This window comes from Arcobacter siniprincipis (SeqCode), assembly GCF_048571125.1.
GTDB classification, from domain to species: Bacteria; Campylobacterota; Campylobacteria; order Campylobacterales; family Arcobacteraceae; genus Arcobacter; species Arcobacter siniprincipis.
In genome coordinates this window covers 2,578,180-2,599,434 of the sequence record NZ_CP182343.1, presented here as the reverse complement: position 1 = coordinate 2,599,434, position 21,255 = coordinate 2,578,180, and the positions used below count along the sequence as shown (strand labels likewise).

19 protein-coding genes and 1 pseudogene are annotated in these 21,255 nt (G+C 29.1%); 19 read left to right on the top strand and 1 reads right to left on the bottom strand.

The genetic code is table 11. From position 1 onward, the window contains the following. Positions 1 to 33: 33 nt before the first annotated feature. The 19 genes and pseudogenes from tkt to rimM all read left to right on the top strand — a co-directional run. Positions 34 to 1,950: pseudogene (gene tkt / locus ACNI3D_RS13270) on the top strand (transketolase); the annotation flags it as partial. A 112-nt stretch (positions 1,951 to 2,062) separates the two neighbouring features. Continuing rightward, positions 2,063 to 2,914, top strand: coding sequence for an NAD(P)-dependent oxidoreductase (locus ACNI3D_RS13265; RefSeq protein ID WP_419767335.1), 852 nt, complete (start codon positions 2,063 to 2,065; stop codon positions 2,912 to 2,914). 181 nt (positions 2,915 to 3,095) lie between these two features. Further along, positions 3,096 to 5,195 carry a TonB-dependent siderophore receptor gene (locus tag ACNI3D_RS13260; protein ID WP_419767334.1) on the top strand — a complete coding sequence of 700 codons (2,100 nt, stop codon included), beginning with the start codon at positions 3,096 to 3,098 and terminating at the stop codon, positions 5,193 to 5,195. 5 nt (positions 5,196 to 5,200) lie between these two features. Beyond that, positions 5,201 to 5,806 (top strand): hypothetical protein, encoded by a 606-nt coding sequence (locus ACNI3D_RS13255; RefSeq protein ID WP_419767333.1) that lies wholly within the window; start codon positions 5,201 to 5,203, stop codon positions 5,804 to 5,806. Between the two features lie 59 nt (positions 5,807 to 5,865). Beyond that, positions 5,866 to 6,210 (top strand): gamma-glutamylcyclotransferase family protein, encoded by a 345-nt coding sequence (locus tag ACNI3D_RS13250; RefSeq protein WP_419767332.1) that lies wholly within the window; start codon positions 5,866 to 5,868, stop codon positions 6,208 to 6,210. After that, a complete protein-coding gene (locus tag ACNI3D_RS13245) occupies positions 6,210 to 6,437 on the top strand; it encodes a thioredoxin family protein (RefSeq protein WP_419767331.1) in 228 nt (75 codons plus the stop codon). The genes ACNI3D_RS13250 and ACNI3D_RS13245 overlap by 1 nt, the downstream gene beginning before the upstream one ends. Positions 6,438 to 6,512: 75 nt before the next feature. Further along, positions 6,513 to 7,925, top strand: a complete 1,413-nt coding sequence (locus ACNI3D_RS13240) for a PepSY-associated TM helix domain-containing protein (protein WP_419767330.1) — start codon at positions 6,513 to 6,515, stop codon at positions 7,923 to 7,925. Between the two features lie 71 nt (positions 7,926 to 7,996). After that, entirely contained in the window at positions 7,997 to 8,884 is an 888-nt protein-coding gene (gene rarD / locus ACNI3D_RS13235) for an EamA family transporter RarD (RefSeq protein WP_013136314.1), read from the top strand. A gap of 116 nt (positions 8,885 to 9,000) precedes the next feature. Further along, the gene (locus tag ACNI3D_RS13230; protein WP_419767329.1) at positions 9,001 to 12,480 is read left to right on the top strand and encodes an acyl-[ACP]--phospholipid O-acyltransferase; all 3,480 of its coding nucleotides are present in this window, start codon (positions 9,001 to 9,003) and stop codon (positions 12,478 to 12,480) included. 68 nt (positions 12,481 to 12,548) lie between these two features. Then, positions 12,549 to 13,043: a 5-(carboxyamino)imidazole ribonucleotide mutase gene (gene purE, locus ACNI3D_RS13225; protein WP_419767328.1), complete on the top strand. Its 495-nt coding sequence runs from the start codon at positions 12,549 to 12,551 to the stop codon at positions 13,041 to 13,043. 79 nt (positions 13,044 to 13,122) lie between these two features. Next, a complete protein-coding gene (gene glyQ / locus ACNI3D_RS13220) occupies positions 13,123 to 14,004 on the top strand; it encodes a glycine--tRNA ligase subunit alpha (RefSeq protein ID WP_129101414.1) in 882 nt (293 codons plus the stop codon). After that, positions 14,004 to 14,756: a Nif3-like dinuclear metal center hexameric protein gene (locus ACNI3D_RS13215; protein ID WP_419767327.1), complete on the top strand. Its 753-nt coding sequence runs from the start codon at positions 14,004 to 14,006 to the stop codon at positions 14,754 to 14,756. Before glyQ ends, ACNI3D_RS13215 begins: the two co-directional genes overlap by 1 nt. After that, a complete protein-coding gene (locus ACNI3D_RS13210; RefSeq protein WP_129101412.1) occupies positions 14,753 to 15,472 on the top strand; it encodes a zinc ribbon domain-containing protein in 720 nt (239 codons plus the stop codon). The genes ACNI3D_RS13215 and ACNI3D_RS13210 overlap by 4 nt, the downstream gene beginning before the upstream one ends. 2 nt (positions 15,473 to 15,474) lie before the next feature. Beyond that, the gene (waaA, locus tag ACNI3D_RS13205) at positions 15,475 to 16,623 is read left to right on the top strand and encodes a lipid IV(A) 3-deoxy-D-manno-octulosonic acid transferase (RefSeq protein ID WP_309109223.1); all 1,149 of its coding nucleotides are present in this window, start codon (positions 15,475 to 15,477) and stop codon (positions 16,621 to 16,623) included. Continuing rightward, entirely contained in the window at positions 16,610 to 17,359 is a 750-nt protein-coding gene (locus ACNI3D_RS13200) for an RluA family pseudouridine synthase (protein ID WP_419767326.1), read from the top strand. Before waaA ends, ACNI3D_RS13200 begins: the two co-directional genes overlap by 14 nt. A 172-nt stretch (positions 17,360 to 17,531) precedes the next feature. Continuing rightward, positions 17,532 to 18,887 (top strand): signal recognition particle protein, encoded by a 1,356-nt coding sequence (gene ffh, locus ACNI3D_RS13195; protein WP_419767325.1) that lies wholly within the window; start codon positions 17,532 to 17,534, stop codon positions 18,885 to 18,887. Positions 18,888 to 18,970: 83 nt separating this feature from the next. Then, the gene (gene rpsP, locus ACNI3D_RS13190; RefSeq protein WP_013136306.1) at positions 18,971 to 19,201 is read left to right on the top strand and encodes a 30S ribosomal protein S16; all 231 of its coding nucleotides are present in this window, start codon (positions 18,971 to 18,973) and stop codon (positions 19,199 to 19,201) included. Between the two features lie 8 nt (positions 19,202 to 19,209). Further along, positions 19,210 to 19,449, top strand: a complete 240-nt coding sequence (locus ACNI3D_RS13185; protein WP_129101408.1) for a KH domain-containing protein — start codon at positions 19,210 to 19,212, stop codon at positions 19,447 to 19,449. Between the two features lie 6 nt (positions 19,450 to 19,455). Further along, positions 19,456 to 19,983, top strand: a complete 528-nt coding sequence (gene rimM / locus ACNI3D_RS13180; protein WP_129101407.1) for a ribosome maturation factor RimM — start codon at positions 19,456 to 19,458, stop codon at positions 19,981 to 19,983. Here the strand turns inward: rimM and ACNI3D_RS13175 are convergent. Next, positions 19,980 to 21,254: a V-type ATP synthase subunit I domain-containing protein gene (locus ACNI3D_RS13175; protein WP_419767324.1), complete on the bottom strand. Its 1,275-nt coding sequence runs from the start codon at positions 21,252 to 21,254 to the stop codon at positions 19,980 to 19,982. The two genes, rimM and ACNI3D_RS13175, sit on opposite strands and share 4 nt — an antisense overlap. Position 21,255 lies beyond the last annotated feature (1 nt).

The following is a 21,255-nucleotide window of genomic DNA, read 5'->3' as shown; positions in this document are numbered from 1 at the left end:
AATACAATTTAAAACTCACAACACAGTAGGAAAGATATGTCAAATAATTTACTTCAAAAACAAGCGGATACAATCAGATTCTTGGCTTCAGATATGGTTCAAAAAGCAAACTCAGGACACCCAGGTGCACCTATGGGACTTGCTGACATTGCAACGGTATTGAGTAAACATTTAAATGTAAACCCAGCAAATTCAAAGTGGCTAAATAGAGATAGATTAGTTTTTTCAGGTGGTCATGCTACTGGATTAGTTTATTCATTATTACATCTTTGGGGGTTTGATGTAAGTATTGAAGATATCAAAAACTTTAGACAAACAAATTCAAAAACTCCAGGGCATCCAGAATATGGACATACTCATGGTGTAGAGATTACAACTGGACCATTAGGACAAGGTATTGCAAATGCAGTTGGATTTGCAATGGCAAGTAAATATGCAAAAAATGTTTTAAGTGAAGATGTAATCAATCACAAAGTTTTCTGTTTATGTGGAGATGGGGATTTACAAGAAGGTCTTTCTTATGAAGCAACAGCAACAGCTGGGCATTTAGGACTTGATAATTTAGTTATTATTTATGATTCAAACTCTATTACAATCGAAGGTGATACTTCTATTGCTTGGAGTGAAGATGTTAAAAAAAGATTTGAAGCTATTGACTTTGAAGTATTAGAAATCAATGGTCATGATTTTACTCAAATTGATGAAGCTCTTGTAAAAGCAAAAACTGCTACAAAACCAGTACTTATCATAGCAAAAACTGCTATTGGGAAAGGTGCTGCTACTATGGAAGGAAGTCACCATACACATGGTGCTCCTTTAGGTGCTGATGAAATTGCTGCTTCTAAAGTAAAAGCTGGATTCAATCCAGAAGATTCATTTTTTGTATCTGATGAAGTAAGAGCTGCTTTTGATAAAACTACAACTGGGTCATTGATTGAAAAAGCTTGGAATGTTTCTTTAAGTGCCCAATCAAAAGAGAAAATAGAGATGTTGCAAAATCCTGATTTTGATTCTATTGATTATCCTGAATTTGAAGCAGATACAAGTGTTGCTACAAGAGATTCAAATCATAAAATTTTAAATGCTATTTCACAAGCTATTCCTGGGTTTATAGGTGGAAGTGCAGATTTAGCACCATCTAATAAAACAGAATTAAAAGGTGCTGGTGATTTCCCAACTGGTAAAAATATCCACTTTGGTATTAAAGAACACGCTATGGCATCTATTTGTAATGCGATGAATTTATATGGATTATTTAGAGTATTTTCTGCTACATTTTTTGTGTTTAGTGATTATTTAAAACCAGCAGCTAGACTTGCAGCACTGGCTTCTATTCCACAACATTTTGTTTGGACTCACGATTCTATTGGTGTTGGAGAAGATGGACCAACTCACCAACCAATTGAACACTTAACTCAATTTAGAGCATTACCAAACTTTTATGTATTTAGACCAGCAGATGCTACTGAAAATGTTGCTTCTTGGAAAGTGGCATTAAAATTAAATGCTCCTAGTGCTTTTGTTTGTTCAAGACAAGGATTAAAAGTACTAAAAGATGATAGAGCCTTTGGTGAAGTTGCAAATGGTGGATATTTAGTTAAGAAAAGAGAAAATGCAACTGTTACAATTATGGCATCAGGAAGTGAATTGATGCTTGCATTACAAACTGGATGTGCACTTGAAGAAGAGGGTGTAATTGCAAATATTGTTTCTGTTCCTTGTTATGATTTACTTGTAGAACAAGATAAAACATATATTGATACAATCATTGATCCAAATACAAAAGTATTTGCTGTAGAGGCGGCTAGAGGTTTAGAGTACTATAAATTTGCCGATGTGGTTTACGGTATGGATACTTTTGGTGCATCTGGTCCTGCAAATGAATTATTTGAACAATTTGGATTTACAATTCCAAAACTAAAAGCTAAAATCTTAGCTGACTTAAAATAAAAGAGAAGATGAGGCAACTCATCTTTTCAAACTTCTTTTAACTCAATTTAAAAATATCATCTTTATTTAATATAATATCCTTATAATAGTCCTAAAAGAATTAGGAGAAATAATGTCAATAGGATTTATAGGACTTGGAAACTTAGGAAAAGCAATAGCCACAAGACTAAGTGATGTTGGTGAAGAACTTATTGTTTATAATAGAAATACTGAGAAAATAAAAGATTTGGGTTATGAAATTGCAAGTTCACCAAAGGAGTTATTAACTAAATGTGATATTATTTTTATGTGTTTGTTTGATTCCCCAGCTGTTAATAATATCTTTTCAATGCATGATGGACTTTTAAGTGAAGAGTTAAAAGGTAAGACAATAATTGATTTGACTACAAATCATTATGAAGATGTTTTAAAGTTCCATGAAGCAGTAAATACTTTAGGTGGTAACTATCTAGAAAACCCAGTTTTTGGTAGTGTTGCACCAGCATTAAAAGGTGAATTGACAGTTGTAAGTTCAGGTAAAAAAGAAGTTTTTGAAAATACAAAACCAATACTAGAAAAAATAGCTAAAGAGATATTTTATTTAGAAAAACCTTCAAGTGCTACTAAAATGAAACTTATAAATAATCTATGCCTTGGTTCTTTTATGGCAACACTTGCAGAGTGTACTGCTTTAGCAGAAAGTTGTGAGATTCCAAAAGCTAAAGCTTTAGAAATTTTAGGTGTGGGTGGTGGTCAATCACTTGTACTAAAAGCAAAAACACAAAAACTAATTGATGAAGACTTTTCACCACATTTTTCTAATAGTGCAATAAATAAAGACTTACATCTGCTTCAAAATTTAGCTTTTAGTTTAAATCAACCACTATATAGTGCAGCTATTCCTAAAGAGTTATTCTCAAAAATGAAGATGTTAGGTAAGGGTGATGAAGATTTCTCATCAATTTACCAATTATTTAAAAAATAAAAATGAGACTTAAAAGCTATCTTGGCTTTTAAGTTAACTACTAAAAAAACACTTTCTAGTTATTTATATATAAATAACAATAATGATAATCTCTATTAATAAACTATTAATATTAATTTTCTTACAATTCCCCACTTTAGTGAATATATTTATTCTCTTATTAAAAATTAAAAGGAATATTATGAAAAAAAGATTAGTTATTGCAATGTCTTTAGTTGTTTCTCAAGGATTAACTTTTGCAGATCAATTAGACACAGTTGTAGTACAAGGAGCTCAAGAGTCATATTTTGAACAGAACTCTTCTTCAAGTATGAAAGGTGAGTCAAGTGATAAAAAAACACCTTACACAGTTTCTGTTACAAAGGGAACTTTAATAGATGATTTACAAGCTCAAAGAATAGAAGATACCTTTGATTATACAACAGGAGTAACAAAAGTTGGGAAGAATGCAGATGCCATAATGATTCGTGGATTTGACCTTTCTTTAGAAAATATCAAAGTAAATGGTATGTCAGGACTTATAAGTAGAATGGGCTCACCTTCAACTGCAAATGTAGAAAGAATAGAAGTAGTAAAAGGTCCAGCAGCAGTATTATATGGTTCGATGGCACCAGGAGGATTGGTTAATATAGTAAGTAAACGACCCCAGTCAGAGCAAAAAACTACTTTAGAAACATCACTTCAAACATACATGTCAAATGGAGTTTCTAAATTTGGAAGTGATAATGGTATAACTACTACACTAGATACAACGGGACCTATTACTGAAAATTTATTTTATAGATTTATTGCGGTTGGGGAAAAATTAAATTCTTATAGAGATAATGTTGATTTTAAGAATCTTTACATCTATCCAAGTTTGTTATGGAATGCTAGTGATAATACCTCTTTATTAGTTGCAATGGAATATGGACATGAAGATGGAAGTGCAGATGATGGATTATTTGTAGCAAATCATGATATATCAACAGCTGCTAGTTTAAATACGGTTTATCAAGAATCAGATGACTATGATAATGATGAAGGAAAAGCTTTTGATATTAATTTAGATCATTATATTAGTGATAATCTTTTCTTTAATTTTGACTGGAGAAGTGTATTTCATACAGATGAAAGAAAACTTTATGAAAATAATGAAGTAAAACAAGGAGTAACTGCATCAGATACAACACTAAGAAGAAGAAATAGACATCAATACAATGAAAGGGATTGGCATAGCTTTGATACAAATCTAAATCTTGATACAATTATTGCAGATATGAAACATAGTTTGACTTTTGGATTAGCTGGAAATTATAGAAAAACTGATTATGATAGAATTGCTCAAGGAGGTTTTGTAACTCCAAATATAAATATCTATAATCCTATTCATGGGGGAACTGCTGTTATTAAGCAAAAAGATAGAAGAAAAACTCAATATTTTAGCACAGGAGTATATTTACAAGATAAAATAAGTCTAACCGATAAATTTACTCTTGTCGGCTCTGCTAGAGTGGATAGAACAAAAATTGATTTTGAGTGTTCAAGAGGACCTTGTGTATCACCTGATAAAATAAAAAAATCGAGAGATTTTGTTGGTTCTATAGGGGCAATTTACAATATTAATGATGTCTTTTCAGTGTATGGAAGTTTAGCACAAAGTTATGATCCTAGTAGTGCTGAAAGGACTGATACTTCTGGTAACTTCTTAGATACTGAAAAATCAAAACAATATGAAATTGGAACTAAAATTAATGTAAGTAAAGAGTTTAATACAGGAATTTCTTTTTATAAAATAAATAAAAAAAATGTAGCTGAACAGATTTCAAGAACTGATTTTTATGAAATTTCAGGTGAAGTAGAAAGTAAGGGTGTAGAACTAGAAGTTCAATGGTTACCTACTGCTAATTGGCAGTTTAAATCAGGGTATGCCTATAATAAAGCAAAATATGTATCTGGAAAATTTGTTGGAAATACACAAGCTCTTACTCCTGAGGTTACTGCATATATATTTACTAGATATAATATTCCCAAAAAAATATATGATGGAAGACTTGGATTATCAACAGGAATATCATATAGAGATAAAATATATACAAATTCAGCTGTAGCAAAAAGAGTAGAGTTACCATCATATGCAAGAGTTGATGTGGGAGCATATTATTCAATAAATGATTGGGATTTCTCATTAAATATTGAAAATATAACAGATAAAAAGTATTATGAATCAGGTAGAGAAGATAATAGAATTTTCTCTGGTGAACCTAGAAAATTCACTATCAATATAAAAAGAACATTTTAAAAATTATGTCAAAAAAGAAATCATTAAGTAATGTATCAAGGTCTTTACATAGGGACCTTGGGTATTTTTTTATAGGTATTACACTTATATATGCAATTACGGGATTTATATTGTCTGCTCGTGGTTTAGGTTGGTTTAAATATGAATATACTTTTCAAACAAATATTTCAAAAAATATTTCAAGTGATGATTTTAAAGAAAAGCTAATAAGTGAAGCAAAAATTGGGAAGCTTGATTATATTTATAAAGTTGGCTCAAAAAGTACTGTAGAAAAAAACATATCTAGATTGAATTTTGTAAAACAAGAAAATAGTACTTTGTTTTTTGATTATAAGTATATGCATATAATTTATAATCAAACTTCTGGAGAGACAAATATAAAATATATCTCTTATCCAGCTTTTTTACAGATGTTTATTAATTCTCACTTATCAACTAATAATAGAGCTTGGTATTATTTAGCTATGGTTTATAGTATTGTTTTAGCCTTTTTTGCTTTATCAGCTATTGTAATGGTAAAGGGAAAATATGGTTTCAAAAAAAGAGGCTTTCTTTTAATGTTAACAGGAATATTTACAGTTGTGATTTTTTTAGCCCTTTCATTTTCTTAATATTTATATTACTTTGTTATAATTTCAAAAATCTAATAAATTATTACAAAGGAAATAGATTGGATACAACTCTTTTTGTTTATGGTACACTTATGCCAAACTGTCCAAATGCTCATGTATTAGAGAAAATTGTAGGTAAATTTGTACCTGCTACTGTAAAAGGTTTTTTAATAGATGCTGGTTGGAGTGCAAGTATGGGGTATCCAGGAATAAGACTAAATCCAGAGGGGGATACTGTTCATGGGTTTTTATTTACTTCTTCAAATTTAATTAATCATTGGGATTATTTAGATGAATTTGAAGGTGGTGAATTTGTAAGAACACCAGTAACTGTTGAACGATATGATGAATTAGAAGTTGATACTTATATTTATACATTAAAAGATCACATACAGGAGATATAATGAAAATAGAAATATTAGGTACAGGATGTACAAAGTGCAAAGCCTTGGAAGAAAATGCAAAAAAAGCAGTTGCAGATGCTAAAATTTTTGCCCAAGTTGAAAAAGTAGAAGATATACAAAAAATCATGGAATATGGAGTTATGAGTACTCCTGCACTTGTGATAAATGGTGAAGTTAAATCTACTGGTAAACTATTAAATAGTGAAGAGATAAAAGCATTTTTTTGATAAATTAACAGATAATTAACTATCTTTCTCTAACCTTTCAGACTTAAATTTTAGTTTGCATGAAGGATAGAGAAGATGGATATAGGAACATCTAGTAAATATAAAAAAGTAAATGAAGATACACTTTTTTATAAAGCCGCTTGGCGCTGGCATTTTTATGCAGGAATATTTGTAACACCTTTTATGCTGATACTTGCAGTAACTGGTATGCTTATGATGTATATTGGTTATTTTGATGGAAGAGATGGGGAAAAGGTAACTGTTCCTGTACCACCAAATGCTATTATGCTTACTTTACAAGAACAATCAAATATTGCTTTATCAACTCATCCAAAAGGAAAATTAGTAGAGTGGATAAAAGCTTCAGAACCAAATAGAGTAAATGTTTTTAGAATAAAAGATTCTGATGGTAGCCAATCTATGGTTGCTGTAAACCCATACAATGGTAAAATTGTAAATGAATGGCTTAGAAGACAGGGTTGGTATGATTTAGCTGATGATATTCATAGTGATCTACTTTTAGGACCCATTGGTGATAGGATGTTAGAAATAGCTGCTGGTTTTGCTATTATTTTGATTATTACAGGAGTTTATCTTTGGTGGCCAAAAGATAGAAAAATAAGAGACTCTTTGATTCCAAAACTATCACTAAAAGGTCGTCTTTTTTGGAAAGAAGTACATGTTTCACTTGGGGTTTATGTATCTATTTTCTTTTTTCTATTTTTATTATCTGGTATGTCTTGGACTGGTATTTGGGGTGGAAAAATCTTCCAAGCATGGAGCACTTTCCCTGCCCAAAAATGGGATAAAATACCACTTTCTAGTGAAACTCATGCTTCATTAAACTATGGTCCATCTGCTGGAATGCCTTGGGCAATAGAAGAGACTCCTCTTCCTGCTTCTGGTTCAAAATTAGGAGTAAATGGGACACTTCCAAATGAAGCTGTAAATATAGATAGTATAGAAAGACTTGCCCAAAGAATTGGTTTTGAAGGAAGATATAGAGTATCTTTTCCAAAAGGAAAAACAGGTGTATGGACAATAAATCAAGATACTATGAATAGTGATGCTCCAAATCCTTTTGCAGACAAGACAGTTCATGTGGATAGATATACAGGGCACGTTTTAGCAAAGGTTACTTTTGATGATTATTCACTTGCAGGTAAAACTATGGCTGTATCTATTCCTATTCATATGGGATTGGTAACTATTTGGAATCTTATAATTAATACAATAATTTGTCTATCAGTTATAGTTTTAAGTATTACAGGTGTTATTATGTGGTGGAAAAGAAGACCCAAAGACTCTGGATTTAAATTAGTTCCTCCTCCTATTCCAAGTAAATTGCCCCATTGGCATAATGCTATGATTCTTATGTTAGCTCTTTCTTTATTTTTCCCATTAGTAGGGATTACTTTAGTTTGTGTTTTATTATTGGATATGTTTGTTTTATCTCGTATTCCAATACTTAAAAAAATATTTAAATAAAGCAATTATTTTCTATACATTTCTCATTTTATTTGATAATATACTTTCTATTTTATAATTAGGAAGTATATTTGAGTAATGAGAGATTAGGGCAGCTTTATGCTGTATTTGCATTTTTATTTTGGGGTGGATTATCTCCGATATATTTTAAAGAAGTTTCTTCAGTAGCTCCAATTGAGATATTAGTTTATAGAGTTATATTTTCAGTTATTACCCTTTTGCCTTTTTTATTTTATAAAAAAGAAATTAGTTCATTTTTAAGTATTATAAAAGATTTTAAGCAACTTAGAAATTTGTTTTTTTCTACTTTTTTTGTATCTGTAAATTGGCTTATTTTTATTTGGGCAATAACTAATAATAGAATACTAGAGGCTTCTCTTGGTTATTATATAAATCCACTTGTAAATGTCTTATTTGGTTTTTTATTTTTTAAAGAGAGAATGACAAAATATCAGTATGTGGCAATATTTATTGCCACTTTAGCAATATTGTATCAACTTATTACCTTGGGTTATATTCCAATAGTATCTTTATCTTTAGCTGTTTCTTTTGCAATGTATGGAATGATAAGAAAAAAAATAAATGTAGGCTCTATTGTAGGACTATTTGTAGAAGTTCTTTTAACATTGCCTTTTGCTATTGCTTATTTGATTTATATATATAATGAAAAAGGAATAGCTTTTGGTGAAAATAGTGGGGTTTATGTCTCTTTTATGCTAGTTCTTGCAGGGCTAGTAACTGTTATTCCCTTGTTATTATTTAATGGAGCAGCTACAAGAATGAAACTTGCTACATTAGGTTTTTTTCAATATATTGCTCCTACCGTCTCTTTTTTGATTGCCGTATTTATTTATCATGAAGAGTTTAATATTGATAAATTAGTAACCTTCTGTTTAATTTGGATAGCACTTATTATTTATTCATTGGATTCTTTTTCAAAAAGAAGAGTTAAATCTTAATAATTACAATTTGGTTTCATTTCTAAATTTTAACTTGACTTATTATTCATAAATATTTATACTTCATAAAATGTACATTTATTGGAGTGCTAAATGAAATTTGTGATGAAAAATAGATGATTGGTAAAATTAATAATCTAGTAGTAATAAAATTTGCTTTTTTGTTTGTGGTATTTTGTAATGTGGTAGTTGACATTGCCCATAAAATTTTTTTACAAAATATTGCTTTTAAAATATTTGATGGAAGTACACAAGTTATTTGGATATCTATTATAAATGCTTTGATTCTTATTCCTTATGTACTTTTATTTACACTAAGTGGATACCTCTCAGACAAATATAATAAAAAAAATATTTTGATATATGGGGCTGTATCTTCATTTTCATTATCCATTCTTATGATATTTGCTTATGCTATTTCAAACTTTTACTTAGCAATGTTTATTTTGGTTTTATTAGCTACTCAAAGTGCTATATACTCACCTGCAAAATTTGGTTTGATTTTAGATATATATGGAAAGAAAAACCTATCAAGTGGAAACTCTGCCCTGCAAGCTATATCAATAATAGCAATACTTTTTTCAATAGCAGGAGCTTCATACTTTTTTGAAGGTTTTTATAATAGTAAGCATCTTGAATTATTAAGTACAAAAGAAGAACTTTTATATGCAATCTTACCTTTGACTTATTATATTTTGCCTGTGGCATTTTTAGAGATGTTTGTCTCTTTTTTAGTCTTAAGAAGAGTGAATACTTATTACAAAAGAGATGAAGAATTATCTTTAGATAAGAGTGAGTTATTAAAGGGGAAACTATTAGGTAAAAATATAAAAGTGTTATCTTCAAATAGTGTAATATTTTTGTCAGTTATTGGGCTTTCTGTATTTTGGGGAATATCACAAGGTATGATGGCTGTTTTCCCGTCTTTTGCAAAAGAGTATTTAAATGTTACTGATGTGTTTGTAATAAATGCAGTTATAGGCGTATCTGGTATTGGTATAGCAATAGGTTCTATACTTTATTCTAGAATTTCTAAGCATTATATAGAAGTTGGAACTATACCTTTATCAGCTTTAGGAATGGCAACTACTATTTATACAGCAACTATAGCACAAAGTCCATTTTTAATAGGCGTTTCATTTTTCATTTTTGGAATATTTGGAGGAATGTTTGTTGTTCCTTTAAATGCTTTAATTCAATTTAATGCAAAGAAAAAGATATTAGGAACAATTTTAGCTGGTAATAATTGGTTTCATTCTGTTTCTATGTTTTTGATGTTGTGCATGACCACAGTTGTATCTTTTTACAATTTGGATCCATTAAATACAATATATTTGATTTTATTTATTACTATAGTTGGGACAGCTTATACAGTAATAAAATTACCTCAATCTCTAATCTTACTTTTTTTAAAAAGTGTTATTGGTTTAAAGTATAAACTTGAAGTTAGTGGAATAAAAAATATTCCATCTAATGGGGGAGTTTTATTATTAGGAAATCATGTTTCCTGGATAGATTGGGCAGTTGTATTGATGTCAGTTCCTAGGGAAGTTAAGTTTGTAATGCATAAACCAATTTATGAAAAATGGTATTTAAATTGGATTTTAAAGATGTTTAAAACTATTCCTATTGGAACTACAGGAAGCAAAAATACAATTAAAATAATTGCAAATGAGTTAGATAAAGGAAGTATAGTTGTACTTTTTCCTGAGGGTGGAATTACACGAAATGGTCATTTAGGAGAGTTTAAAAAAGGATTTGAAAAAATATTAGAACTAACTACTAGTGATGTACGAGTAGTTCCTTTTTATATAAGAGGTCTTTGGGAAACAGTTTTTTCAAGAGCTAGTAAAAAATACAAAAAATCATCTAAAGTAAATAGTGTAACCGTATCATTTGGAAAAAGAGTTAAAAAAGAAAAAGCAAATGTAATAAGTGTAAAACAAGAGATTGTAAATCTTTCAACAATTGCATGGCAAGAGCATATAAATAACCTAGCACCATTAAATGAAGTTATTTTTGATAGATTAAAATCTGTATCAAGTGAGATGATTTTTGCAGATTCTACGGGAGTAAATCTATCAGGTAATAAATTCCTTACAGCCTCAATTTTATTTAAAAATTTATTAAATAAAGAGATAAAAGGAGAAAATGTAGGTTTGCTCCTTCCTTCAACAGCAGCAGGAGCGTTTATAAATTATTCATGTTTGATGTTGGGCAAAACCCTTGTAAACTTAAACTATACAAGTGAATTAAGCTCAATAAAACAAGCTATCTTACAAGCAGAAATCAAAACAATAATTGCTTCAAAAAAATTTGTTGAAAAATTGAAAAATAAAGGTATAGATGTAAGGGAAATATTTGAGTTAGTTGATGTAGTTTATGTGGAAGAGTTAAAAGAGAAAATATTAAAAGTATCTGGCTTATTTACTCTTCTTAGTATTAAATTTTTGCCAGCATTCTTATTAAAACCTCTTTATTTAACAAAAATCAAAAAAGATGATATTGTTATGATTTTATTCTCATCTGGAAGCGAAGATTTACCAAAGGGAATCGAACTTACAAGTGATAATATCTTGGGTAACTCACAACAAATAGCTACAATAGTAAATGCAACACATGATGATATTATTGTAGGTTCACTACCTTTATTTCATGCTTTTGGTATAGTTGTAACCACTTTTTTACCTTTGATTGAAGGGATTAAATGTATAGCCCACCCAGATCCAACTGACGGCTTTGGATTGGGAAAACTAATTGATGAATATAAAGCTACAATTATGTTTGGAACATCAACATTTTATAGACTTTATACAAAAAATCCAAAAGTAAATAAAGCTATGTTTTCAAGTATTAGACTTGCAGTAGCTGGAGCTGAGAAATTAAGGGATGAGGTAAGAGTTGATTTTAAAAATAAGTTTGAAAAAGAGATTTTAGAAGGATATGGGACAAGTGAAACTTCTCCCGTAGTTGCTTGCAATATTCCAGATACATTATCAAGTGATGGTTCTATTCAAGTGGGATCAAAAAAAGGAAGTGTAGGTATGCCAATACCAGGAACAATCATAAAAATAGTAGATCCTGATAGTTTTAAAGAGTTAGAAACAGGTGAAGAGGGTATGATTATCATCTCTGGAATTCAAGTTATGAAAGCTTATTTAAAAGATGAAATAAAAACATCAAAAGTATTAAAAATAATTGATGGAAAAACTTTTTATATAACAGGAGATAAAGGAAGAGTTGATAAAGATGGTTTTATTACTATAGTAGATAGATACTCAAGGTTTGCAAAATTGGGTGGAGAAATGATAAGTTTAGCAAGTGTTGAAGATAAGATTTCAAAACTTTTATTTGAAGATGAAAACTCAGAAGTTGATTTTATAGTTACTTCCATAGAAGATGAAAAAAAAGGTGAAAAAATCATCTTACTTATTTCTAATGTAAGCGAAAAAGAAGTATCAAAGTTAAAAGATGAGATTATTAAAAAATTTGATAATAAATTAATGATTCCTTCAAGTATAAAAATTGTAGATGATATACCAAAATTAGGAAGTGGAAAAAAGGATTTTAAAAGGGCAAAAGAATTAGCTTTATAAATTTATAAAATAATTAGGCTATTTTTGATATAATCGCCACTATTTATAAAAAATATTAAAGGAAAAATATGAATTTTGTTTCTATTATTATGGGTAGTAAATCTGACTATGAAATTATGAAAAACTGTGCTGAAACATTGGAGCAATTCAATGTTCAATATGAAATGATAATCTCTTCTGCACATAGATCTCCTGAGAGAACTAAAACTTATGTAAAAGAGGCTGAAGAAAAAGGTGCTATAGCATTTATTGCTGCTGCTGGAATGGCTGCACATCTTGCTGGTGCATTAGCATCTGCTACAACTAAACCTGTTATTGGAGTACCTATGAAAGGTGGTGCAATGGATGGTATGGATGCTATGCTTTCAACTGTTCAAATGCCTTCAGGGATGCCTGTTGCTACTGTTGCTTTAGGAAAAGCTGGAGCTATTAATGCAGCATACCTAGCTATTCAAATTTTAGCAATTACAGATAAAGAACTTGCTATAAAATTAAAAGAAGATAGAATAGTAAAAAGTAAAGCTGTAGAAGTTGATTCTAAAAGTATAGAAGTACTAATATAGTTTAAAATATCACACTATTTTTTATAGTGTGATATTTGCATTTTGAAAAATAAAAAACAAAGCTTTAGGGATAAATTAGATGATTACATTTTCACAACTTCTTTTAAAATTACAACAATTTTGGGCAGAGCAAGGTTGCAATATTGTTCAGCCTTATGATATACCAGCAGGAGCTGGGACATTTCATCCTGCAACACTATTAAGAAGTTTAGACTCAACACCTTGGAGTACAGCATATGTAGCACCAAGCAGAAGACCAACTGATGGAAGATATGGAGAAAACCCAAATAGATTAGGGGCTTACTACCAATTTCAAGTTTTAATCAAACCAAGTCCAGATAATATCCAAGATTTATATTTACAATCTTTAGAATATTTAGGTTTAGATGTTTCTAAACATGATATTAGATTCGTAGAAGATAACTGGGAATCTCCCACATTAGGAGCTTGGGGACTTGGATGGGAAGTTTGGCTTGATGGTATGGAAGTTACTCAATTCACATACTTCCAACAAGTAGGTGGAATAGCTTGTGATCCTGTTGCTGTTGAAATTACATACGGTACTGAAAGATTAGCTATGTATTTACAAGAGGTTGATTCTGTATTTGATATAGTTTGGAATGAAAATGAACATGGCAAAACAACATATGCAGATGTTCATAAAGAAGCAGAATATGAATTTTCTAAATATAATTTTGAAGTAGCAAATGTAGATATGCTATTTAAACATTTTGATGATGCTTTTAATGAGTGTAAGTCATGTTTAGCGCACGGACTTCCTCTTCCTGCATATGATCAATGCATGATAGCAAGTCATGCTTTTAATACACTTGATGCAAGAAAAGCAATATCTGTAACTGAGAGACAAAATTATATTTTAAAAGTGCGAGAACTTTCACAAGGTTGTGCTTTATTATATAAAGAACAAGAGCAAGATAGATTAAAAAGAATTGGAAAATAATGAAAATCAAAGAGATTTATGACTATTTAGATGAACTTTCACCTTTTTCTTTACAAGAAAAATGGGATAATTCAGGACTAGTTGTAGGTGCTTTTGATGAAGAGATAAATAAAGTTTATATTAGTATAGATTTAGATGAAGAATTAGTTTCTAATATGGAAGAAAATTCTTTAGTGATAACTCATCATCCTTTGATTTTTGCACCTTTGAAAAGAGTAAATTTTGATTCTTATTCTACAAAGATTTTAAGAAGTTTGATACAAAAAAATATTTCACTGATTTCAATGCACACAAATATTGATAAAACACATTTAAATAAATATGTTGGAAAAGAGATTTTAGGCCTAAATTTAGAAAATAGTGAAGAATATATCTCATATGCCAAGGTAAATTCTTCATTTGATAAATTTTGTGAAGAAATTTCAAAAAAATTAAATATTGAAGAATTGAAATTTGTAAAATGTAGTGATGAGGTAAAAAGAGTTGCCTTAGTTACAGGGGCAGGAATGTCTATGCTATCGGAAGTTGATGCTGATTGTTTTTTAACAGGAGACATTAAATATCATGATGCAATGGATGCTAAAACAAGAGGAATATCATTAATTGATATAAGACATTATGAAAGTGAACAGCATTTTACAGAACTTTTATACTCTCTTATTGAAAAATATTTGAAAAAAAATAAATTAACAGCTATAATGGCGAATTCAAAAAATCCATTCAGTTTTTATAATACAAGGAGAAACGGTTGAACAAGTATTTAGAGGATTTAATCAAATTATCAAAATTTGACAGCAAAATTAGTTCATTTGAACCACAAATTGACAACGAAAAAGAAAAATTAGCAACTTTTGTTGAGATAGCAGAAGAGATTAAAAAAGGTATAAATGACACTTATGCTCAAATTGATGAGATAAAATCAAAAAGAACTAAAAATAATATTCACTTAGCTGAATTAAAATCGAAATTAGATGATATATCTAAAAAAGGTGCAATAGTTCAAACAGAAAAAGAAGTTAAAGCTTTACAATTAGAAGAAGAGATTGCAAAAGAACAAATTTCATTTGCAAATGAAGAGATTGAAAGACTTGATAAACTATCAACTGTAAAAGAAGAAGAGTTAAAAGAGTTACAAGACAAATTAACTGAAGAAGAAACTGGAATAAAAGAGTTACAAGTAGCTGTTGATAGTGCTATAGAAGAGATTAATAAAGAAAGAAATGTTGTTTATCAAGATAGATCAGAATTATTAGCTGATTTTGACAATAAAGTTTTAACTTTCTATGAAAAAATCAAAAGATGGGCAAAAGATACAGCAGTTGTTCCTGTTAAAAAACAGGCTTGTTATGGTTGTTTTATGAAAATTAGTGATCAAACATATGCAGAAGTAATTAAATCAGAAGAAATTATCAATTGTCCACATTGTGGAAGAATAATTTATAAAGAAGAAGAAACTGTAGAGGCTTAATCTTGAGCCTCTTTTCGATATTTTATTTTTTAGTATCTTTACTACTATATATTTTAGCAATCCCCTTTATTTTATTTAAGTCAAAAAACAAAAAATATAAAAAAGCTCTACCTGCAAGATTTTTTTTAAAAGATAATAACTCTTTTAGTGAATCAAAAATTTGGTTTCATGTTTGCTCTTTTGGTGAAACAAAAGCAATAAAACCAATTATTGAAGCTTTAAATGAAGATGTTAATATATCAGTTATTACAAATACAGGTTTTGAAGAGGCTGAAAAATTGAGTAAAAATGTTAGATTTTTGCCATATGAACTTTTACTTCCATTTTGGATAAAAAAACAAAAAGTTTTATTAGTGATGGAAGCAGAACTTTGGTATATGCTTTTTTTAGTTGCAAAAATTAAAAAAACAAAAACTATTTTGATAAATGCAAGAATTAGTGATAGATCATACTCTTCATATAAAAAGTTTTCTTGGTTTTATAAAAGAATTTTTAAAAATATTGATAAAGTATTTGCTCAAAGTGAAATTGACAAAAATAGACTTGAAGAGTTGGGTGCAACAAATATTGAGGTAATAGGAAATATAAAATTAGCTACATTACCAAAAAGAACTAATAAATACAAAAAAACAAATGAATTTATAATAACAGCTGGTAGCACCCATGAAAAAGAAGAAGAACTAATTTTAAATTCTTATGAAAAAGAGTTTGGGAAGTTGATTATTGTCCCAAGACACCCAGAAAGATTTGAGAAAGTAAATCTTCTTATAAATGATTTTGTAAAAGATAAAGATATTACTTATCATAAATTTTCCTTGAAAAATGATTTTTCAAGTGATATAATTTTAGTAGATGTTATGGGTGAGTTAAATAATATCTATGAAATATCAGATGCAGTTATACTTGGCGGGGCATTTGAAAAAATTGGTGGACACAATCCCGTTGAACCTGCATTTTTTAATTGCAGGGTGATAAGTGGTAAAAATTACTTTAATCAAAAAGCTCTTTTTGAGTGTATTGAGAATTATAAAATTGTAGAAAACTCTCAATTAAAAGATATAATGAGAGATATAAAAAATCTAAAAACAGCCTCTTTAAAAGAGAGGGGAACAATAGAACCAATATTAAGGGAAATAAATGGGACAAGATAAAGCTTATAAAGTATTAGCAAAACAAGAAAATATATCAAATAGTAAAGCGAAAGATTTGATTGATAAAGGCTTAGTAAAAGTTGGAGATAAAAAAGTTCTAATTGCAAGGGGTGACATCTCTGAAAATACAAAATTTACAGTAAAAGATGTAGCACCTATAAAAGTAATATTTCAAGATGATGATATCTTGGCTGTAGATAAACCAGCTTTTTTAACTGCAGATGAAGTGTCAAGAAAGTTTCCCAATTATTTATTATTAAATAGATTAGACAAAGAGACAAGTGGAGTTATGCTTTTTGCAAAAAATGAAGAGTTTCAAACAAAAGCTATAAGAGAGTTTAAAAATAATGCAGTATATAAAGAATATGTTGCTATAGTTGAGGGAAAAGTTATTGATGAAATTGTAGTTGATAAACCAATTTTAACTATTAAAAACAACAAAGGTGTTGCTAGAAGTAAAGTGGATATTAAAAAAGGTAAAAGCGCTAAAACTACAGTTTACCCAATGCTTATTGAAGGGAATAAATCAAAAATTAAAGTTGTGATTGATACAGGAAGAACTCATCAGATTAGAGTTCACTTAAATTATATTGACTATCCTATTATAGGTGATAATGTTTATGGGAAACCTTCACCTCAAGTAAATAGAGTTTTATTACACTCAAAAATAACTAAAATATTTAATTATACATTTGAAGCAAAGGTTCCTAGAGAATTTAACATCTATGGACTTTAAATAAAATTTAAGGTTTGATAATTTATGAAAATTCCTAAAAACCCTTAAAATAGCTATAAAAGAGATAAAAAGTTAAATTTATTATTTAAATTTAACTTAAAATCGACTCAATTAAAGATATATAAAGTTAAACTTTAGTAAAATCACTCAATTTTAAAAATGGAGTAGAGTTTTGTTTGATGTAATAACTGGGTCGATTAAAAGTGCAGTAAATAAAGTAAGATTTAAAGATGATGCAGCATCATTAAAAAAAGCAACAACTGAACTTAGAAAAGCACTATTAAAAGCAGATGTACACCATAAAACTACAAGAGATTTAATCAACAATGTTGAATTAAGAACAAAAGAGTTAGGAATAGGTCAAAACGCCTTTTTAAAAGCTTTACAAGAGAATTTAACAAGCATTTTAACAGCTGAGGGTAATCAAGGTTTTGTATTCTCAAATACTCCTCCAACAACTGTTTTAATGACTGGGCTTCAAGGTTCAGGTAAAACAACAACAACTGGTAAACTTGCAAATTATTTAAAACAAAGAAAGAAAAAAGTTTTAATAGCTGCTTGTGATTTACAAAGACTAGCAGCAGTTGAACAACTAAAACAAATCTGTGCACAAATTGAAGTTGATTTATATTTTGATGACAATGAAAAAGATCCAGTAAAAATTGCAAAAGCAGCTCAAGAAAAAGCAAAAAAAGAACTTTATGATGTACTTTTAGTAGATACAGCTGGGCGATTGGCAATTGATACAGAATTAATGAATCAATTGGCAAAAGTAAAAGATGCATTAAATCCAGATGAAATTTTTTATGTTGCCGATTCATTAACTGGTCACGATGCAACAAAAACTGCAACTTCTTTTAAAGAACAAATTGGAATAGATGGTGTTATTTTATCTAAATATGATGGTGATACTAAAGGTGGGGTTGCAATCTCTTTAGCTGATCAAGTTGGAGTTCCTTTAAGATTTATAGGTGTTGGTGAAAAAATGCCAGATTTGGAAGTATTTATTCCAGATAGAATTGTTTCTAGACTTATGGGTGCTGGAGATATTGAAGGACTTGCAGAAAAAACATCAGCAATTATTGATGAGAAAAAAGCAAAAGAAGTAACTAAAAAAATCAAAAAAGGTGAGTTTAACTTTAATGACTTTTTAGAACAACTTAAAATGATGAGTAAATTAGGTTCTATGAAATCAATTTTAGGGATGATTCCAGGTATGTCACAAATGGCTGGACAACTAAAAGATATGGATTTTGAAAATTCTGATGAGATAAAAAGAATCAAAGCATTAATTGGTTCTATGACTCCAAAAGAGCGAGAAATGCCATCACTTCTTAATCCAAGTAGAAAAAAAAGATTATCTAAGGGTTCTGGATTATCAGAAGTACAAGTTAATAAAATTTTGAAGCAATTTAAAAGTGCATCAAAAATGGCAAAACAATTATCAAACAAAGGTGGGATGAAAGGCTTATCAAGCATGATGTCTCAAATGAAAGGTCCTGGTGGAATGCAAGGTCTACCACGATAAAAATTAAAACACAAATAGTGTTGAGTTGTAAACTTCAATGACGAGTTTAGAATTCAATACTATTAAATAAAAAAAGGAAAAACATGACAGTAATTAGATTAACAAGAATGGGTAGAAATAAAAAACCGTTTTATAGAATCGTTGTAACAGATTCAAGAAAAAGAAGAGATTCAGGATGGATTGAATCAATTGGTTATTATAACCCAGTAGCAGAACCAAAAGTGTTAAAACTTGATGAAGAGAGATATAACTATTGGTTAAGTGTTGGTGCTAAACCTTCTGAAAAAGTTAAAAAATTAGCTGAAGCAAAATAAGTTTTAATATGATTAAAAACTTCATTGAAAGCTACGTAAAGCTTATTGCTAGTAATCCAGACTCAATTGTAGTATCTGAAAAGCAAATAGATGATACTTTTGTTGAAGTTACTATAAGTGCAGATACTCAAGATGTGGGTAAACTTATAGGGAAAAATGGAAATATGATAAATGCATTGAAAACTATGGCTAATGGCTGTAAAGCAAAAGATGGTGTATCATATAAAATACAAGTAGTTGCAAACTAACTTAAAATGAAAAATAAAATCTATGTAGCTAAACTTGGAAAATCAGTAGGATTAACTGGAGAAATTAAAATCTTCCTTGATTCTGATTTTCCAGAGCAGTTTAAAAAAGGTGCTACATTTACAACTAATAAAGATAATTCTCTTACTGTAAAGAATTATAACGAATCAAGAGGTATTATTTCTTTCGATGAAATTAATAATATTGATGATGCTAAAAAACTAACAAATCAACAATTATTCACCACAGAAGAAGACACAAAAGATAACTGCAAATTAAATAAGGATCAATTTTTTTGGTTTGATTTAATAGATTGTATGGTGATTGAAAACGAAGAAATTCTAGGTACAATTATTGAAATTCATAGGTATCCACTTGGTGACTATTTTGAAATAAAAACAGAAAAATCTTTAGTGGAAAAAGATCTTCCAAAAAACTTTTTACTTCCTTATGAAAAAAACTACATCAAAAGTGTAGATATTAAGAATAAAAAAATTGATGCAAAAGATGCAAAAGCTATTTTAGAAAATAGCTAGTAATTACATCTTTTATCATATTCTTCAGTTGTATAGTCGTAAATCTCTACATTTATATTATATTTAAGTAAATATTCTTTAGCAACTTTTTCTCTTTCTATATCGTTTTCGAATGGACCCACAAAAATCTCTACATTATTTTGATAATCCCTACACAATGTTATACTATCATTAACAGAGTAAACTTTGTCAAGAAATGATTTATAGATATCTTTACTTTTTGTTTGTATCTTTATAACTTTTACAAACTGATTTACCTTCTCTTTAACTATTTCAGGTTCTACTTTCACAACTTCATTTTCTTTTGTAGTATCTTCAATTGAAGGAGTTGTCTCTTCTGCTTTATTTGATTCTACTTGAGCATTTGTAGTTACTTTTGTTTCTTCATTTGGCGTATCTGTTGTTAGAGTTGGTTGTTCTGTTTCTTGATTAGTATTTTCATCAACTTTATCTGAACTATCTGTAGGTACATTTTCTCCTTCTTTTGTATCATCTTTTGTTGTGATAACATTATCTATTTGTTTATCAATATTTTCATCAATATTTTCTTTCTTAATTGCAGGAAGTACTTCTTCCATTCTTTTTCTTTCAGCTTCTTTTATTTTTTCAATTTTTGCTAATCTTTCCATTTCTAGTTGTTTTTTTGCTTCAAGGTACAAATTCTCTTTCTCTTGAGCTTTTTGTTCTTCTGTAGTAGAATTTTCAACTATTTCATATTTTGTTAAAAGATTTAGTTTTTTGTTTAATCTATTTGCATCAATATCATTTGGTGTAAATTGGTACTCTTCTTTTTGAACTTTAACTTCTTGGGCTTTAGGTTGCTTTACAACGGGTTTTGGATCAAAAACTCCAATTAAATAAAGTACTGCACCAATTGAAACTAAAGATAATAATATTGAAATTACAATTGTGAGTATTTTTACAAATTTATTTTGTTTTTTTTGAATTGGAATTTCTTCATTTAATCCAATACCTTCATCGTTATCAATAGATGTATTATTTAGATTAATATCATCAACAGGTGAAATTTCATCTTCATTTGAATTATTAGATTTAGTTTCATTATTATTACTTTTAATCTCTTCTATTACTTCTTCTGAGGGATCATCATCTTTTATTAAAGATTCTATCTCTTCATCGGAAAGAGAGGAGTTACTTCTCTCAACTAATAAATCTTCACTTTTCTTTTCGTCAAGAACTTCTTCTAGCCCTAAATTTTGCATAGTTTCTTCTAAAAGTTCTGCTTCAGTTTTTTCTTTATTTTCTGCCATT

What these genes read in the sequence shown, in the direction of transcription:
- ACNI3D_RS13245 (WP_419767331.1), top strand. Translation starts at nt 6,210, where the DNA reads ATGAAAATAGAAATATTAGGTACAGGATGTACAAAGTGCAAAGCCTTG.
- ACNI3D_RS13255 (WP_419767333.1), top strand. Translation starts at nt 5,201, where the DNA reads ATGTCAAAAAAGAAATCATTAAGTAATGTATCAAGGTCTTTACATAGG.
- ACNI3D_RS13175 (WP_419767324.1), bottom strand. Translation starts at nt 21,254, where the DNA reads ATGGCAGAAAATAAAGAAAAAACTGAAGCAGAACTTTTAGAAGAAACT.
- ACNI3D_RS13200 (WP_419767326.1), top strand. Translation starts at nt 16,610, where the DNA reads ATGGGACAAGATAAAGCTTATAAAGTATTAGCAAAACAAGAAAATATA.
- ACNI3D_RS13260 (WP_419767334.1), top strand. Translation starts at nt 3,096, where the DNA reads ATGAAAAAAAGATTAGTTATTGCAATGTCTTTAGTTGTTTCTCAAGGA.
- glyQ (WP_129101414.1), top strand. Translation starts at nt 13,123, where the DNA reads ATGATTACATTTTCACAACTTCTTTTAAAATTACAACAATTTTGGGCA.
- ACNI3D_RS13265 (WP_419767335.1), top strand. Translation starts at nt 2,063, where the DNA reads ATGTCAATAGGATTTATAGGACTTGGAAACTTAGGAAAAGCAATAGCC.
- purE (WP_419767328.1), top strand. Translation starts at nt 12,549, where the DNA reads ATGAATTTTGTTTCTATTATTATGGGTAGTAAATCTGACTATGAAATT.
- ACNI3D_RS13185 (WP_129101408.1), top strand. Translation starts at nt 19,210, where the DNA reads ATGATTAAAAACTTCATTGAAAGCTACGTAAAGCTTATTGCTAGTAAT.
- ACNI3D_RS13215 (WP_419767327.1), top strand. Translation starts at nt 14,004, where the DNA reads ATGAAAATCAAAGAGATTTATGACTATTTAGATGAACTTTCACCTTTT.
- ACNI3D_RS13230 (WP_419767329.1), top strand. Translation starts at nt 9,001, where the DNA reads ATGATTGGTAAAATTAATAATCTAGTAGTAATAAAATTTGCTTTTTTG.
- ACNI3D_RS13240 (WP_419767330.1), top strand. Translation starts at nt 6,513, where the DNA reads ATGGATATAGGAACATCTAGTAAATATAAAAAAGTAAATGAAGATACA.
- rpsP (WP_013136306.1), top strand. Translation starts at nt 18,971, where the DNA reads ATGACAGTAATTAGATTAACAAGAATGGGTAGAAATAAAAAACCGTTT.
- rimM (WP_129101407.1), top strand. Translation starts at nt 19,456, where the DNA reads ATGAAAAATAAAATCTATGTAGCTAAACTTGGAAAATCAGTAGGATTA.